This window comes from Streptococcus mitis (assembly GCF_946188685.1).
Taxonomy (GTDB): Bacteria; Bacillota; Bacilli; order Lactobacillales; family Streptococcaceae; genus Streptococcus; species Streptococcus mitis_CC.
In genome coordinates this window covers 43,049-61,146 of record NZ_CAMHWH010000007.1, presented here as the reverse complement: position 1 = coordinate 61,146, position 18,098 = coordinate 43,049, and the positions used below count along the sequence as shown (strand labels likewise).

General features: G+C 38.1%; 13 protein-coding genes. 1 reads left to right on the top strand and 12 read right to left on the bottom strand.

The window, feature by feature from the left end; genetic code table 11:
- Nucleotides 1-575: 575 nt before the first annotated feature.
- The 12 genes from metF to N8N51_RS07530 all read right to left on the bottom strand — a co-directional run bounded on the left by metF (nt 576) and on the right by N8N51_RS07530 (nt 17,053).
- Nucleotides 576-1,442 carry a methylenetetrahydrofolate reductase [NAD(P)H] gene (gene metF / locus N8N51_RS07585; protein ID WP_261009098.1) on the bottom strand — a complete coding sequence of 289 codons (867 nt, stop codon included), beginning with the start codon at nt 1,440-1,442 and terminating at the stop codon, nt 576-578.
- Nucleotides 1,443-1,545: 103 nt separating this feature from the next.
- Nucleotides 1,546-3,795: a 5-methyltetrahydropteroyltriglutamate--homocysteine S-methyltransferase gene (gene metE / locus N8N51_RS07580; RefSeq protein ID WP_261103928.1), complete on the bottom strand. Its 2,250-nt coding sequence runs from the start codon at nt 3,793-3,795 to the stop codon at nt 1,546-1,548.
- 260 nt (nt 3,796-4,055) lie between these two features.
- Nucleotides 4,056-4,349 (bottom strand): helix-turn-helix domain-containing protein, encoded by a 294-nt coding sequence (locus N8N51_RS07575; protein ID WP_061454301.1) that lies wholly within the window; start codon nt 4,347-4,349, stop codon nt 4,056-4,058.
- Nucleotides 4,339-4,704, bottom strand: coding sequence for a type II toxin-antitoxin system RelE/ParE family toxin (locus N8N51_RS07570; protein WP_238095769.1), 366 nt, complete (start codon nt 4,702-4,704; stop codon nt 4,339-4,341). Before N8N51_RS07570 ends, N8N51_RS07575 begins: the two co-directional genes overlap by 11 nt.
- A gap of 155 nt (nt 4,705-4,859) precedes the next feature.
- Entirely contained in the window at nt 4,860-5,225 is a 366-nt protein-coding gene (locus N8N51_RS07565; protein ID WP_261103925.1) for a TIGR02328 family protein, read from the bottom strand.
- The gene (locus tag N8N51_RS07560; protein WP_261103923.1) at nt 5,209-5,613 is read right to left on the bottom strand and encodes a YbgA family protein; all 405 of its coding nucleotides are present in this window, start codon (nt 5,611-5,613) and stop codon (nt 5,209-5,211) included. Before N8N51_RS07560 ends, N8N51_RS07565 begins: the two co-directional genes overlap by 17 nt.
- Nucleotides 5,614-5,705: 92 nt before the next feature.
- On the bottom strand, nt 5,706-7,307 hold the full coding sequence (locus N8N51_RS07555) for a type I restriction-modification system subunit M (RefSeq protein WP_261103922.1): 1,602 nt from the start codon (nt 7,305-7,307) through the stop codon (nt 5,706-5,708).
- A gap of 53 nt (nt 7,308-7,360) precedes the next feature.
- A complete protein-coding gene (locus N8N51_RS07550; protein ID WP_261103921.1) occupies nt 7,361-8,608 on the bottom strand; it encodes a restriction endonuclease subunit S in 1,248 nt (415 codons plus the stop codon).
- Nucleotides 8,601-12,569 carry a YobI family P-loop NTPase gene (locus tag N8N51_RS07545; protein WP_261103920.1) on the bottom strand — a complete coding sequence of 1,323 codons (3,969 nt, stop codon included), beginning with the start codon at nt 12,567-12,569 and terminating at the stop codon, nt 8,601-8,603. The genes N8N51_RS07550 and N8N51_RS07545 overlap by 8 nt, the downstream gene beginning before the upstream one ends.
- Nucleotides 12,570-12,673: 104 nt before the next feature.
- Complete coding sequence (locus N8N51_RS07540) at nt 12,674-13,435, bottom strand: DUF6261 family protein (protein ID WP_261103918.1); 762 nt, start codon at nt 13,433-13,435, stop codon at nt 12,674-12,676.
- 25 nt (nt 13,436-13,460) lie between these two features.
- Nucleotides 13,461-13,676, bottom strand: coding sequence for a hypothetical protein (locus N8N51_RS07535; RefSeq protein ID WP_049516278.1), 216 nt, complete (start codon nt 13,674-13,676; stop codon nt 13,461-13,463).
- A gap of 386 nt (nt 13,677-14,062) precedes the next feature.
- Nucleotides 14,063-17,053, bottom strand: a complete 2,991-nt coding sequence (locus N8N51_RS07530; protein ID WP_261103916.1) for a type I restriction endonuclease subunit R — start codon at nt 17,051-17,053, stop codon at nt 14,063-14,065.
- Between the two features lie 147 nt (nt 17,054-17,200).
- On the opposite strand from N8N51_RS07530, the gene N8N51_RS07525 reads away from it, so the two are divergent.
- Complete coding sequence (locus tag N8N51_RS07525) at nt 17,201-17,818, top strand: TVP38/TMEM64 family protein (protein ID WP_000076189.1); 618 nt, start codon at nt 17,201-17,203, stop codon at nt 17,816-17,818.
- The last annotated feature ends 280 nt before the right edge of the window (nt 17,819-18,098 follow it).

Genomic DNA, 18,098 nt, shown 5'->3' with positions numbered 1-18,098 from the left:
TTCAATTAATCAAGATATTTTGGACGATTCGGCTTGCCGAACATTTCTGTAGAAAAATAGGAAGGTGACTTTGCACTCGATAAGTGCTAGGAAGCTTATCTTTTTTCCTAAGAAATGAGACCAAAATTCAATTAAGTATCTTTTTGATATTTCCCTGAAATAGTGCGGACGGGAGGTAAAATTATCCAGTGGATGATTTTAGAAATCCAATGGAATTTCAATGGTAATTTTTAATTACTTCGCCTTTTCATTTCTATGCTCAGGCTAAAATAGTTTCCCGAACTATTTTACTCTCAAAAATCCCGTTTTAGATAATAATATTGTTATCATCTAGGATACCACGATAGCGTGAAATATCTTTTAAATACTCACTCCGTTCGTGTTTTTTGAGACACACATTATCAGATTTTGTTTAAAAAATAATCAACTTTAAACAAACTTCTACAACCTAAATACCCTCATCTTTGTATCAAGTACGTACAGAGTCTATTTTATCATATTTTTCTTAAAAAGTGCGGTCTTTACCATTAAAAAGGAACCATTCCCCTCAGCCGAGAAGAATGGTTTGCTTTTTATTATCCTAGAGACTGGTGATTAAACAAAGCATGAGTTGCTTGATGAATGTATTTTGCTGTTTCAGCATTGTTCATGGTGTAGAGATGCACACCGGCAACATCCTGAGTTACCAAGTCCACGATTTGATCCACTGCATAGGCAAGTCCTGCTGCTCTGAGCGACTCAGGGTCATGCTCATACTTGTCTAATATGGCTTTAAATTTGCGTGGAAGATGGATATTCTCACAAGTCTTCAAGAGACGGAGAGCCTGATTTCGATTCAGAATTGGCATAATCCCTGCATGAATGGGAATATCAATCCCAGCCAAAGTACATTTGTCTTGGAAATCATAGAAGCGCTCATTGTCAAAGAAAAGCTGGGTTACAAGGCTCGAACAACCTGCATCCACTTTCTTCTTAAGATTTTGAATATCTGAAATCTGATTTGGTGAATCTGGATGGCCTTCTGGATAACAAGCACCAACAATATCAAAGTGAGGGGCTTGTTCCTTGATGAACTCAATCAAGTCAGTTGCATAGCGGAAATCCTTTTGCGGCTCCACATCAGGGATAATATCCCCACGCAAGGCCAAGATTTTCTGTACCCCAACCTTGTCCAAGTCAGCAATGGTTTCAGCCACCTTGTCCTTAGTCAAATAGATGGCTGGCAAGTGAGCAATAGTCGGAATCGCCAAGTCATTTTGGATAAAGTCAGCCAAACGAACCGTCGTTTCCTTGATATTAAATTTATTATTGCTGGCAGTCACACTGATAAAGTGGGGAGCCAACTCCTGCATATCTTGAAGAGCAGAAATAATGTTATCATTACCCACGGCTGGGTTGGGAGGGAACACTTCAAATGAGAGTGACGGTGTTTGGCGTGACATAGTCCTTATCCTTTTCTAGTTGATTTTTTTCGTTAGCTGGATTCCTAGAATCCAAGTGAAACAGGCAGATTGACCAAACAGCGCTTCTTGAGAAATCCTTATCTTACAATTTCTCACGCGCAGCTTTAGCTGCTTCAACAAGGCGGATCAAGCTTTCTTTTGTTTCTGGAATACCACGTGTTTTCAAACCACAGTCAGGGTTGATCCAAACTTTCTTGCTTGGCACTTTAGCAAGGATGGCTTCGATTGTGTGGTCGATTTCGCCTTCATTTGGCACACGAGGTGAGTGGATATCGTAAACCCCAGGTCCCACTTCTGTTTGGAAGTTTTTCGCTTTGAGTTCGTCCAAGATTTCAAGGTTTGAACGGCTAGCCTCAAATGAGATAACGTCCGCATCCATGTTGTCGATAGCTGGGATGATATCTGTAAATTCTGAGTAACACATGTGAGTGTGGATTTGTGTGTCTGGCGCTACTGTTGAGTGTACCAAGCGGAAGGCAGGAATTGCCCAGTCAAGGTAGTCTTCGTACCAGTCGCTACGACGGAGCGGCAATTTTTCACGAAGAGCAGCCTCATCGATTTGGATGATTTTCACACCAGCAGCTTCAAGGTCAAGCACTTCATCCTTGATAGCAAGGGCGATTTGAAGAGTAGAATCCTTGATAGAGATGTCTTCACGTGGGAATGACCAGTTGAGGATGGTAACAGGTCCAGTTAACATACCTTTAACAGGTTTGTTTGTACGGCTTTGTGCATAGCTAGACCATTTAACAGTGATTGGGTTAAGACGAGTAACATCACCCCAGATGATTGGTGGTTTCACCCCACGCATACCGTATGATTGTACCCAACCATTTTTAGAGAAGAGGTAACCTGACAAGTTTTGACCGAAGTACTCAACCATGTCATTACGCTCAAATTCACCGTGAACAAGGACATCAAAGTCGATATCTTCTTGCCATTTGATCCATTCATCAATAGTTTTAGCAAGGAAAGCATCGTACTCTTCTTGAGACAATTCACCTTTACGGTAAGCCAAACGCTTCGCACGAACTTCTTTTGTTTGAGGGAATGAACCGATAGTTGTTGTTGGAAGAGCTGGAAGTTTGAAAGCTTCTTCTTGGATAGCTTCACGTTCTGCAAAGGCTGGCAAACGAGTGTAGTCTGCGTCTGTCAAGCCAGCGATACGCGCACGAAGTTCAGCATTTTCACCCACACGCTCAGTCGCAAAGAGTTCTTTGTTGGCTGCAAGTGCTTCTTCACCTTGACCATTGCGGATAGCATCCAAATCACGAATCTCATCCAATTTTTCAACTGCAAAGGCAAAGTGGTTCAAGATTGCTGGTTCAAATTCTTCATTAGCAGTTGTAAATGGCACATGAAGAAGTGAGCATGAGCTTGTCAAGACAATGTTTTCAGCTGGGATTTGCTCAAGAACAGCCAAGCTCTTTTCGTAGTTGTTGCGCCAGATGTTTTTACCATTGACAATACCTGCATAAAGAGTCTTGTCAGCTGGGAAACCACCTTTAACCAATTCAAGAGTTTTCTTACCTTCAACGAAGTCAAGACCGATAGCATCTACTGGCAAGTTTACAAGGTCAGCGTAGACGTCACGAACATCACCGAAGTAAGTTTGAAGCAAGACTTCAAGACCTTTTTTGTCAGCCAAGAGTTTGTTGTAGAGATTCAAGAAGAGAGCTTTTTCTTCAGCTGTCAAATCTTTGACAAGAGCAGCTTCATCCAATTGGATACGAGTCGCACCAAGTTCTGCCAATTTAGCAAAAACTTCTTGGTAAGCAGCCACTAAGCTGTCTACGAAATCTTCTGCTTTCACGCCTTCTTCAAAATCTGACAATTGAAGGAAAGTGAATGGACCTACAAGAACTGGGCGAGTGTTCAATCCAAGTTCTTTGGCTTCTTGGAACTCATCGAAGATTTTGTGACCAGCCAATTTTACTTGAGTGTCTTTTTCAAATTTAGGAACGATGTAGTGGTAGTTGGTGTTGAACCATTTCTTCATTGGAAGGGCGCGAACATCCCCTTTTTCTCCTTGGTAACCACGACCCAAAGCGAAGTAGCGCTCAAGGCCAGACAAGTCCAAGTTTTGAACTGAAGCAGGTACCACGTTGAAAAGGAAAGCTGCATCTAGGAAGTTGTCATAGTGAGAAAAGTCATTTGATGGGATTTCAGTGATGCCTTTTTCTTTGACGATATTCCAGTGTTTAGCACGCAATTCTTTTGCGGCTGCAAGGAGTTCTTCTTCTGAGATTTCTTTTCTAAAGTATTTTTCAGTTGTAAATTTTAATTCGCGGAATTCGCCCAAACGAGGGAAACCGATGATTGTAGTTGACATGATGTGTCCTCCAAAATTTGTTGTTGAAACTATCTTAACAGAAAAGAAATCATCTGTATAATTGTAAAAAATTAGGCTTTGATATAGTTTGAAACTATATCTCTGTTTTAAACAAAAGAAAAAGACCTGAGACAATTGCCTCAAATCCTTTGTGTAGCTTGTTTTATAGGCGTATTCCGGTTAGAATGCTCAAACGCGTTATTAGTAATTCTTATAAGTGACTATGGCTTGCTATTAGAAAAGACTATAAGTCAGTTTATTCAGCTCTTTTCCTGTTCGAGGGGGACGACTGCTAGTGTCTTTCCTAAACTGGCTAAAACTTTCAAGACTGTATCCAACTGAGGACTAGTCTTTCCTGTTTCCATTCTAGCTATGACAGGTTGACTCACTCCACTGAGTTCTTCTAGCTTTTTCTGGCTGATTCCTTGCTCATGTCTGGCTTCAATCAACTCACTCATGATAGCCACTCGCATATCACTTTCAAGGATTTCCTCCTTGGTAAAGAGTTCTGACCGGACATCCTTCCAGTTACTTCCAATAGCACTATTCTTCATCACTTAACCCTCTTTCTTTTAAGTCCTTCAGTTCACGCTTGGCTTTTTCAATTTCTCTTCTAGGAGTTTTCTGAGTCTTTTTGACAAAATGATGTAAAAGAACAAAACTACCATCAAGCCACGCTATAAATAAAATTCGATTTCTCAAAGGTCTTAGTTCCCATATCTCATCTTCCAAGTGTTTCATATAGGGTTCCCCAGCTCTCGTCCCATGCTGACTAAGCAACTCGATATAGTCATTTAGTTTATTGAGTTTGATGCGACTATCCTTACTTTTCTGACTAGCCAATTCTCTCATATAATCCAAAACTGGCTCGTTTCCTTTTTTGTCCTTATAGAAGTAAATCGTATGCACCAAGCAACCTCTTTCTAATTAAATTATAACTCAAAAGTTATTAAAAGTAAATCTGAACACTCATAAAAAGAAGACCTTAGAAAAACTCTAAAGGTCTCATCTTTATTATTCGAAAAAATTAAGAGAAGAGTTATAAAGTGCTGTAATCCTTACGTTTACTCCAGCTCAATCCCCTTCTCTCGAAGATTAGCCAGACACTCCTCATAGTAGGCATCGTCATGTTCGCTGTATATAGGACTGGTCAATTTTTCCTCTACTAATTCTTGATAAGGAGGGCAGGTCTTGCCACGGTAGTTCTTGTCCAACCACTCTGGACTGACCTTATAGCCTCGGTCAGCCATTTCCTTCATGATCAAGCGATGATAGGCATAGAGACGATAGGGCGAGTGAGTAAAGACATAGTCCACCGTCGCATGCTTTCTACCCCAGCCATTGCCACGTAGAGCGCAACACTCTCGATGCTGCCCCAAGAGCTGAGGACGGGGAAGTTGTGAAATCAAAGCCTCATGCCAAAGTCTCATGGGAGTCTCCTTTCAGTAAAGTCGAATGTTGCAAGTATGTATTTGGGTAACGTTCAAGTAAATCTCTCGTCTTAGCAATTAAGTCTTCTTTGGTGGCATGACCAGAGTGATAACGCTCCAGTAAAAACATATAATCCTTGCGTTCATTCTCCGTTGCTTTCTTCTTGAAATATCCCCAAATATGCTGAAAAGCATTGCAAACCTGACCCCTGTGTTCTGGAATCTGACAGGCACGGTCAATCATCTCCTGAACCTGACTCATCTCCACCTCTTCATTCTTGAGATACTGACGAATCTCATTGTAAATATTGCTGGAATGGCTCAAAACGAGGTATTTGTTTCTCGCCCAGAGTTGCTGGCAAAGGGCACGTTGGTTGTTATTTTCCATATTTCTCCTTACTTTCTACTAGTTCCCCGGAAATATGGAAACAAAGTTATATCTTAAAAATTAGCGGAATATGAGCGAATCAATTACTCTCATCACCCTTCAAACTCTTTCAAAAACTCTTTAAGTTCAGCATCGGCTTCTGGTGTGGTTCCGTGGAGCTGACCGAGCATTTCGAGTAGGGAAGCGGTTTGGTTTTGGATTGCTTGATTGGTCGTGTTAATCTTGCTGACGATGTCTGTCAGGGGCTCGACTTCTTCTTCCTCAAAGGTATCTACATAGCGAGGGATATTGAGGTTATAGTCATTTTCGACAATTTCTTCATAGCTTGCTAGATGGGCAAACTTGTCAATTTCCTCACGAGACTTGTAGGCTTCCAGAATCTTTTCGATATGAGCATTCGTCATGATATTCTGATTTTTGCCCTTATCAAACTCCTTAGAAGCATCGATAAAGTAAACATCACGATTGATACGATTCTTTTTGAGAATGATAACCGTGGTCGGAATGCTGGTATTAAAGAAGATATTGGCTGGAAGACCGATAACCGTATCAATAGCTCCTTCTTCTAACAAGGCCTTGCGGATAGTTCCTTCCGCATTGCCACGGAAAAGAACACCGTGGGGGAGGACGATAGCCATGACTCCATTATCCTGCTTGAGATGGTAGTAACCATGCAAGAGAAAGGCAAAATCAGCCTTAGACTGGGGCGCCAGTTTCCCAAAAGGAGAGAAACGAGGATCCGCCATAAAGCCAGAACTTGCTGACCACTTGGCAGAGTAGGGAGGGTTCATCAGAACACCGTCAAAGTTAGTCGGTTCCTGAGTCGGCCAGTCTTCATCCAGTGTATCGGCATTGTGGAGGAATTGATTTTCAACTGGAACACCGTGTAGAATCATGTTCATCCGAGCCAAGTTATAGGTCGAGGTATTGAGCTCCTGACCAAAGTAGACCACTGTCTGCGGTTTATGAGAGTATTTCTTGGCATTGAGCAAGAGGGAGCCAGACCCCATAGTCGCATCATAAATGGTAAAGCCTAGCTGGTCCTCACGACCCAAAAAGGCAATCTGAGTCATGAGTTTGGCAACAGGTTGAGGTGTATAAAACTCACCAGCCTTCTTGCCCGAATCCGTCGCAAACTGACCAATCAGATACTCATAAGCATCCCCCAGCATATCACCCGCATGACCAGCCACATCCAGCACAGCCAACTCCTTCATGACCGCCGCCACCGTTTGGTTTTGCTTTTGCGGAGTCGCCCCTAGTTTTTTAGAATAGAGATCAATATCTTCAAAGAGATTTTCATAGAGTTCATCACTCTGCTCAATATCACGAAAACCCTGAGCCAAATCTTCCAACTGGAAAGTCCCCTCATTGACACGCGCTACCAGAGCCGTAAAGGTCAACTCAGGCTTGATACTATAGTTGAGTTCATCCTTCATAACTGCAAGAAGATCCTCGTGGGTGCCCGCATCCTCATAGTAGTTGCGATAGACCTCAAGGGCAGCCTCTAGACTCTCACTCCCCTCCTCCATAGTCTCCGCCACGAAAAAGAGCATCTTATCTGACAGATACTTATAAAAGACCATACCCAAAAGATAGGACTTGTAGTCATTAGCATCCATCTTAGAGCGGAGAACATCCGCTGAGTTCCACAGGGCTTGGTAGAGCGACTGGGAAGTTTGTGTTGTTTCCATAATGTTTCTTTCTAAGTTTTGAAATATAATTGTTAAATTTTATCACTAATCATCTAGATAAACATATCCTGCAAGAGTTTCTTTTTGAGTGTTTCTAGTTGACTGATTTTCTCTTGATACGAAGTAATAAGCTGATCAAGATTAGAAAAATAGGAACCGATAGCTTGTTGTTCTTTCTTATCAGGGTAGTGAAATTCATATTTCATTAAGTTTGATGGGCTTATTCCAAAAACTTTCATACCTGTACCAACTTTATAACCATATTTTCTAAATGTTTGAGTTTTAAACATGTAATATAAGAAAATTGAATCAAAAATTGACTGAGGTCTAACAGCTATGGTATGAAGACCTGCAACTATTTTTTCTGATAGAGCAGTAACAACTACTGCAACTTCTGCAATTCCTTTGTAATCTTCTGAAGCATCCGCGAAAATTAAATCCCCCTGCTGTAGAAATTCACTTAATTTTGTATCAGTTTTAATATATGGAATTGAATTTCCATCATCTATCATAGAAACTTTTCCTAGATGAATATCACCATAATGTATGTACTTTAGACCTGTATTTTGATTCGTCTCAACATCTCTTGACAAAGAATAAGATTTTACACGATCTGTAGATTTTTCTAAAGTAGTTTTCTCCCACTCACCTTCAAAATCCTCCAAACGTATCTCAGGAACAGTCTGTCTGGCTTTAGGAAACATCTTGGAGAGCATGGTCGCCTTGAAAAATTGGTAGTTAGCGAGATTGTCCTTGTAGCCGGCAAGCAGATCGTCGAGAGTGCGAAAGAGAGAGCCTATAGCTGATTGTTCGGCTGAACTAGGAACTGAAATTTTGGTATTACGAAGAGTTTCTAACCCCAAAAATTTTTGAGTATTCCCTGCCATTTCAATTTGAATATATTTATTGAATAAGTTCGTTTTTAAATATTGCAATAAAAATTGATTTTGTATCTGTCCACCATTTTTTATCAGACCTACATTTTTTATAGCAAATCCATCTGTTTCAACTAAAACAGGCTTTCCTATTGTACCAATAAGCCCAAGTAGAATATCTCCAACTTCTACTTTTGAACGTTTATTAATCTCATTATAATCTGAGTCAGAAATTAATGATACATCTTCTAGATTTAGTCCATAATCTGTTAAATTCTTTGAGGTAACTAAAGGATAGCCAGTGTCCATATACTTTGGAGATGAGTGAGTACCATCTCGAACGTCTTTGACTTCTTTTAATCTTGTATATGACCAATGATTTAAAAAACTCTTAAATCTTATTGTAGGAATACTATTTTTACTCATTATTTTCCTCCAGAATATCTTTAAATTCGATCTGCTTACTTCTAAATCCAAATAGCTTTAATCTAGAATCTTCGCGTCTGGACTTATCAGAAATCAACTCCCTTTTCTTTAAGTAATAAAGAAGCTTTTTGTTAAATTCAGAATACGAAACCTCCGCATCTTGATTACCATTTCCTCCGTTACCTTCATTTTGATTTAATCTTTCAAAGGCAACTTTCCATTCATCATAGATATCTTTGGCAATTTCTTCCTTCAAAAATTTCATTATATCAGATAGTTCCAATAGTTCTAAATAAGTACCTAGCAAAGTAAGCTTATCTACTTCTATTTGTCTTTCCGAATCAGAAATTAATTTTTCGAGAATTTCTTTCTTATGTTCAAGTAAAACATCATTCGCATTTAGGATAGATTCATACAATGGAATGCTAATTTCAATTTCATCTAATTTTATAAATTGTCTTATATATTTTTTAACAATGTTCTGAATTTCAACTTGAAGTTCATTTTTAACTCTTTCATATGTCTCCTTAGACAGTAAATATTCAAAATTACTGTCATCAAAATGATTATTCAAAAGAAATATTCTTATTCTTATGTCATCTTCCATTTTAAGATCGTATCTTGCTATTAATTCTAGCAATTGTTCTTCATCTCGAATATCCCTCTCATCATTTATATAATCCTTTATATTATTCCAAATAAAATTAGCTAGGGAGCTTGGATATTCTTTTCGGAAAAATTCAAGGTTTAGTCTATTGAATTCAATTAGATTATCATCTGTTAATTTTTCCAACTGAGATTCACTCATACCTATTTCGCTAAATTTTTCATAATATCTATCCCCAGTGGCATTAAGAACTTTTTTTCGAATATTTTTTTGTAATTTCTTTGATTGTATTATATATTCTTCAAATTTTTCTTGCACTTCATCATCGAACCGTAGATAAATCTCTTTATCAAACTCGAAATTTGGATTTTGATTAATAAAATCTATCAAGAAATTATCCTCGTCCTCATTTTGACTAAAATAATCTAAAATAATTTCAGTATTTACTTCTGCTTTTTGAGTAATTACAAGATTGTTAACCAGTATTTCTCTATTTTCACTAGATAGGTCATTGAATTTATCTTGAGTATAAGTTATATAAAATTCTGGAATACTAGCGATTATCTTTTCTGCTAACGTTACGTTTTTGATATCTTCATCATTATCTAACTCGTCAGATTCATCACTTTCTAACTTTTCCTGAGGTAATTGATGATTAAATACAACATTATTATTTAACAATTGTTCAATATACTCAGGTTTATCACGCATCTCTCCCTCTGATAGATCAATATACATTAAAATATACTTTAGAAATTCTTCATCAGAAGATAAACAATAGTCTAACAAGGATTTGAATTCAATATGATTATTTAACAGTTCATAGTTCTTATGTTTTACTTCTGACTCCAGTGTGTCTTTATCCGAATATTGTTCCATAAAAAATAACACATTAGATTCACAAATATCGTATAAATCATTCTTATAAATATAATTCAGAACATTTTTCTCATATCCTTGACTCAGAAAAGTAAATTCCTTAATTTTAATATTTAAGTACGAAAGGTTTGTACTAAATTGGTCAAAATTGTAATCATTAGTATGTAATAACATTTCTTGATTAGTCTCTATGTATCTAGCAACCTGTTCTCTAACATCTTTAGTATAATTGCTTAAATCAACTAAATTCATTAACGATAATATCAATCGACTTTTATAAATATGACCATATTCATTAGTATCATTTTTTATAAAATCAGCAATTAGAAATGAATTATGCTGTAAGCATTTTTCAAAAAATAACTTAGTAACCATTTCCTTAGAATTCGATTCTTTATTCCAGTCCAATCTAGGAAGTTCATCATAGAACTTCATTAAAAAATCTAAAATATTTTCTTGATGAAGAACTTCGTTCAACTCCTCTTTATGATTTTCTGAATATAATAGATATCTATATAAATCATAATTCAATACATTACTACTTTTGAAATTTTTTACTTCTAAATAATTAAAGATTTCATCAAAATTTTTAATAGAAATGTCATAATTGTTATGTCGTCCAGAAATAACATTCCTCAAGTATTCCTTTTCAACTACTGTTATAGTATTCTCATAAAAATAAGTTAAATAATCTTGATAGCTTTCATCAATATAACCATTCCTAATTAGAAAAGAAATAATAGAAAACTGAGGATTATTTTTTATTTCTTCTGCTAGATTACTTTTAAAATTATCAATATCTGAAGCATATTGGTATATATCTGATAATCTATAACTATCTAGTTTCTCAAGCTCATCATTTATTTTCTTAATTTCTTCTTTTAATTTTTCTATTATTTTTTTATTTTTTGTATTGTTTAAACGCACCTGAAATTCTGAAGATGTTTTTTCAGGAAATATTGAATCAAGACTTACTTCTTGACCACCATTATTATAATAAGCAGAGTAAAAATTATCAAAAACAATAATTGTATTTTCTTCATTCAATAATTCATTAATAAACTCTAAATATGATGGAAATTGTGATTGAGACTTCCCATTTACTTTAATTACTTCTTTTCCGTTTGGGATTTTTAAAATAGATCCATATAATTCAAGCTCATCGTTTAACTGTTCTTCCTCTGCCTTCTCTATTCTTTTTTTCAATTCTTTTATTTTACTATTTAATTCCTCCCTACGATTTTTTAATGCTATTTCTTTTGAGTTCAATAATTCAAATAAATATCCTTGATTTCTTTGTAGGAGCGAAAAATCTTTAGGAAAAATATTTTTATAGACTACCATTGAAAAAAGCTTCTCATAATCCAACTGTAAAGTATTTAATGTCTCTTTATAAGTCAGATACTCATTACAAACATTATTAATTAATCTCATATCATCAAGATACAAAGAAATATTAAATAAAAATGTTTTATCTAAATTATCATATTCTCCCATATTTTCTAATATTTTCTTTAGTTGGTTATGAGAATTTGAAGCAGTTACGACAGGAACTATAGGAATAATATAATCAAAAAATTTCGTTCTCTCTTGTGATTCAAATAAATTATCCTTTACAAGATAGAAAAATACAAGCTTTGTTTCCCTAGATACTTTTCTTTTCCTATTGATAACAATATTTAATTCTTTTAACTTTTCAAAAATTCTAGAGTCATTAAAGCGTTCAATATCTTCAAATACTATAACATCAGCTCCAGACTTCTTAAACAAATAAACTACATCATCTAAATAGCGATCAAAATAAGATACTCTTGAACTTTCATTTGAAAAGATTTCAATATTTGTTTCGATTTTTTCTGCTTTTAATGATAGTGTCTTAATAAAACCAAAATCTCTTTGTAGCTTGGATAAATAAAAAATTCCATATATAATTAAAACAAACAAAATCGCTAGAGCTAGAAGAGAAATAATAGGCTTCGTAGTCCAAGACAACCAAGAAAAATTCTGAACTAATCCCTGCCATGAAGAAAAATTAAAAAGATACAAAGATAATAGTATTATTAAACCTAGATATACTGTAATATTGATGGGATTAACCTGTGATTCTGTATCAAGAGTTTTAAAAATAGATTTTCTTATTTTATTGGGATCTATTTGATGAAGCAATTGATTGATTATTTTCCCTTCAATTGTATTGATTTCACGCTTATCAAGTCCATTTTTTTCACTACTTTTTGTTTCATCATATTGTCCCAAAGAAATATGGATGAATTTTTTATTTTCACATTTCAACTCAAAACTCTCAACAACACTACTTTTCCCAGCTCCATAATTACCTGTAACAGCCACATTTGTTACTTCAGATTTCTCATCAATCGCAAACTCAAGTGCTTTCAGTGTTACCGGTTTTATTTCAACATCCTTATTTGAAGTAAGCGCTCTAAACTTGTATTCTTTTACCATTAATTTTTCCATTTCTCTATGATTACTATACAAAAACCATTATATCAATTATGACCTAGTATATAAAGCTTTTATACGCAAAATCCCCTTAGAAATCTGCTTCTAAGGGGTTGTCTTTATCCTGCTGCTTGGGCTGGTTCTGCTGGTTTAGTCTTTTTATCTTTCTTGCTACTAGTGATGAGACGGCGTTTGCTGTCTCGGATGCTATTGAGTTCCTTGAGGAGTTGAGTCAGGTGTTCCTTTTCAGGATAAGCTTCTGCACTGGCTGCGGTATAGCGCATAAAGAGGTCGTAGCTAGTTGAAAGTTCGGTACGGAGTTGTCTAGTCTTGCCAACTTCCTTGGCAGACTTAGAAGCACGCGCCTTACTTTCCACTTGGTCATATTCCTCTTGAGCATTGACTACCGCTGTCAGCATAGGGGTCAGTCCTAGACTGGTCACTGCCTCATGATAGGGTGTTTCACTAAGCGTTTTGAGCAGGCTCTTGATTTCTGCCGTTTCCACATCGTTACTGTGCTTAGTGATATCCTTGTACTTGGCAAAGACTGGTTTCAGAGTTTCATGAGCTTCTTTGAGCTTAACATCCTTAATCTTAGCAAATCCTCTATGAAGGGTAAAGAGACCGACCAAGGCACTATCACGATTGCGATCAACTTCTGTCAGATTACTAGACTCTTTCGTTTCCACCACTGCAAGTTGAGCTTGAAAATCATCCAGCTTGGTTTTGAAGGGTTCCAAATGTTTGGCATACATAGCTTCATCCTTGTTTGCCTTAGAGAAAGTGAGCAAAATTTGATGAGTATCCATCATCAGGCTTTCAAACTCACGGTTGGTAAAGTTGCTGTAACTAAGAGGGCGAATAGCGTATGTTTTTGTCATGATGATATCCTTTCTATTTAACGAATCATTTATTATCTTCTCTATCAAACCAAGACTGGATTAGTTCTGGAAGATAGACCTGTTTTTGATCTGTTTTTACAATGCTTCCTTGTCTAGGAGGTTGAACCAAAGGTCTATCCTTAAATACAAAGACTTGAAACAATGCACAGACCAAAAATAGAAGCCCCCATAAAGGAAGTGTCGATAGCATACTCTCCTCATCATCTTTAACTTTCTTCATCAATTTTTCTCCTTTAAGTTGATACATTCATTCTAACAGTTTCCAAAACATTTTAACCCCCATCCGCTCAACTGTCATTATTTCCATTCAAAATGTACTTTTCAGGACAAATCAGACAGTTCCAAATTAAAAAATCTCTATCTGACTAGACAAACATTCCGTCTGTTAGATAGAGACTCTTACTATTTTTGGAGTTTAACTTTTCTAGCTTTAGAATACATATAAACTTTAGGGAAGACGACTATTCGAAAGTTCGAAGACCTCAAAACTTTCGTAGATAAGCTATTCGAAACGAAGAATACTTTTAAATTTATGGAATAACAATTGTTCTAAACATAGAATACATTTAAACTTTAGGATAGAGACCTATTCTAAGTCTAGAAGGACTATCTCCCAACCCTCAACGGCTCAATGACTTCCTCTACTAGCTGGGTATAGGCTTCCTTGATTTGTTTTTTATAGAGGAGAGGATTGAGGGCATCTGCCACCTCTAGCTTATAGTCCTGATAGCGCTGGCTCTTAGTCAGTTGGCTTTCTCCTAGTTGTTTTTTAGCTCCCTTACGGTAATGTTCGGCATAGTAACGGAGTTCATCCTCGCCGACATACCAGCGCTTGCTAAAGACTTGGATATGTTGCTGGATGACAGCCTCTATCATCTGATCCAAGATATTGGCAATGGACTGACCACGATAGCTTTCTGGATGTTCTTGAACTTCTCTCCAAAGTTCAGTGATAATCTGAGCAAGATTGGGATTGGTCTTCTCAAGACTCTGAATATAGTTATCCACGGCTTCCTTATCTTGAGAGCTTAGGTGCTTTTCTTGACTTTGACCTTGTTCAATCAGGCTTTGGATCAAGGTTAGGATATAGGCATAGTTGATTTCGTCCACTTGGATAGACTCCAGTTCATAGTGGATATCAAGTGGCTCTCCATCGTCATCATCCTCTACTCGACTTTTTAATTCTGCAAGGACATTTCGATAAAGGCCCAGATACCTTTCCAACTTCTCTCCATCAAGTCCCGTCTGACTGTAAACTTCTTCCTCATCATACTCTTTATACACTCGGATAGAGGCTAGGTACTTATCAAGAGCTTGATAGGTTTTAGCTAGTTTCCTCAACTCAGGCGTAGAGACTTGCTCGAAATCTAGACCATTCACATAGTCATCAGTAGCAAGATTTTTGAAATCACTGCAACTCCGTAAAAAGTTCCTCTTTTCCTCTTCCCAGCTTGGAGCTAGAACCTCGTTTTCACCACCATTTGAGTAGAGCTTGAGGGCATTATCTACTGCTTCCTTAAAGGCTAGAGGCTTTTGGAAGGTGATGATATGACCGTAGGTCTTACTGCTGTCAAAAATACGGTTGGTTCGGCTAAAAGCCTGAATCAAGTCCTGCGGTTGCATGGGCTTGCGGTCGATAAAGAGAGTTGACAGACAAGGGGCATCAAACCCCGTTAGGAGACGATTGACTACGATGACTAAGTCCAACTGCTCATTGCGATAGAGGTATTTGTCCTGCTTTCGAGCTAGGCGGTTATTGACATCCGTATTAAAGCCACGCAGATCCGCCATGGTAAAATGGGTATCAAACTCTTGGTTATAGTCTTCTAAAACCTGCTTCATGTGGTCTTGATTGGCTCTTGAGTCTTCTTCATTTTCTGTGACCGAGTAAGTGATAGTCGCCTTTGGAAAGTCAGGAAGGACCTGCTTGACCCTCTCCGATACCTTGACTCTCGTCTCCCCAGCCTTGACTCGTTTGAGGAGATCATAGCAGGCTTGAGCTTGAGGGATTGACTTGACGGTCAGGATAGCATTATAGGTCTTACCCACTCCTTTTTGGAAGCCTAGCTGTTGACGAGATTTATTGATAATGGCATCCAAGACTTCCAGCATATGCTCCTCATCCTCGTAGACAGTATCTGGTATGTCATTTTCAGATTTATCCGTGATGAGGGTATTGCGATAATCTACCTTAAAGCCTAAAACTGCTCCATCATGGATGGCTTCCTTGACTGTATACTCATGGAGACGGTCTCCGTACTGTTGCTGGGTGGTTTGAGCTAGATCGCCGACTTGCTGGCGTTTATTTTCCTTAAAGATAGGTGTGCCTGTAAAGCCATACCAGAGAGACTGTGGGAAAAAGGTCTGAATGTCTTTTTGTGTTTGAGGTGTTACGGCACGGTGGCATTCATCCACGACAAAGGCCACTCGAAGGCCCCTGATTTTGTCCGCATCACGCTGGTAAAGTCCTTGCTCAAACTTACGCATCATGGTGGTGATTTTCTGGATAGTAGTTACCACCACACGCTTATCGTTACTTCCTAGTCGCTTGACCAAATCATGAGTATTATCCGTCTCATCGATATCAATGACATCATTGGTCGCATAGGAGAGAAATGACGAAGTGGTCTGTTGATCCAAGTCCCTTCGGTCAACGACAAAAATCGTCTTTTGGATGGAAGGAATATGGAGGAGATTCCGAGCTACCTTATAAGAAGTCAGGGTCTTACCTGAACCTGTCGTGTGCCAGACATATCCTGATGCTTGCTGGCGAGAGGCTTCTTGCACTGCTTCGATTGCATGGATCTGGTAGGGACGCAGGAGGATAAGAGCCTTCTTGCTATCATCAAGGACAGAATACTGCATAACCATCTGGTGGGCACGAGGGATGGAAAGGACTTCGTGGGCAAAACTGGTCAAGCTCGTTATGGGTTGGTTGTCTTTATCCACCCACTTAGTTAGAAATTGCTTGTTGAGTTTATTTTCCCTAGCCGCAGCGATATAGCGTGTGTCTACTTTATTGGTCACAACAAACATCTGTAAGCTAGAGTAGATGCCACGGAACTTTCCTTCTCTATCATACTTCTTAATTTGATGAAAGGCATCTAGAAAAGCAACCCGGGGACTTTTAAGCTCGATCTGAATCATTGGAAGGCCATTGATCAAGAGGGTCACATCTAGCCTGCGGTCTTGATCCTGAGGATTTATCTTATCTCTCTCGACTTGGTTGACAACCTCATAACTAGACTTACCAGCCGCGATATTATCTCGCCAAATGACAGATAAACGGATAGTCCCCAAACTAGCATCTTCTCTCTGAACCTCAACCTTGGCAATGCCATTTTCGCCGACCAACCACTTGGCCGCATCATAGTAGCTAACAAAGTTCAGTTGATTCTTTATCTGGCGTTTTTCCTGTTCTGTCAGGGGATGATCTGCCAATAGAGCCACATTGTTCTGGGCTAGCTTTTCAAAGAAGTTTTCCCATAATTTCTCTTCTGTTTTAAGGTCATCTCTGTAAGTCCATTGACTTTCCCCAGTTACCAGTTGGCTGATCAGTTGTTTTTCTATCTCCAATTCTGGTTTTACCTGCATCATACTCTCTCCTTTGCTACTTGTCTGCTCCCTTTATTATAGCATGTTTAAGCTCAAAATCCATCACTCTTCCCATAGCAAAAAGACTCATTCCCCCTTTCTCCTCCAAAATATGGTATAGTAGAGTTATACTATCTATGAGGAGTTTACATGTCACAGGATAAACAAATGAAAGCTGTGTCTCCCCTTCTGCAGCGAGTTATCAATATCTCATCGATTGTCGGTGGAGTTGGAAGTTTGATTTTCTGTATTTGGGCTTATCAGGCTGGGGTTTTACAGTCTAAAGAAACCCTCTCTGCTTTTATCCAGCAGGCAGGTATCTGGGGTCCACCCCTCTTTATCTTTTTACAGATTTTACAAACTGTCGTCCCTATCATTCCAGGAGCCTTGACCTCGGTGGCTGGTGTCTTTATCTACGGCCACATCATCGGGACTATCTACAACTATATCGGCATTGTCATTGGCTGTGCCATTATCTTTTATCTAGTGCGCCTCTATGGAGCTGCCTTTGTCCAATCCGTCGTCAGCAAGCGCACCTATGACAAGTATATCGGCTGGCTGGATAAGGGCAATCGTTTTGACCGTTTCTTTATTTTTATGATGATTTGGCCCATTAGTCCAGCTGACTTTCTCTGTATGCTAGCTGCCCTGACCAAGATGAGCTTCAAGCGCTATATGACCATCATCATTCTGACTAAGCCCTTTACCCTCGTGGTTTATACCTACGGTCTGACCTATATTATCGACTTTTTCTGGCAAATGCTTTGACACGTAAAAAATCCGTTTGGTTTCCCAAGCGGATTTTTAGAGCGTAGATTGATTATAGCTTGATACTAAATATACTTTGGTATGGAAATCATTCCTATTTTTCGATAGTGAGGCGAGGACTTACCTAGCCTTTTCGCCGTGATAGAAACACCTGAAATCTAATGGTTTCAGGTGTTCGGAAACTTTGAGACATTAGGCTCAAAGTTTAGGTATGGAATTTCGAAGAAAGTCGCTACCGTCCGTAATCACTTAAGGAAAGGCTCAAAAATATTGTTTTCAA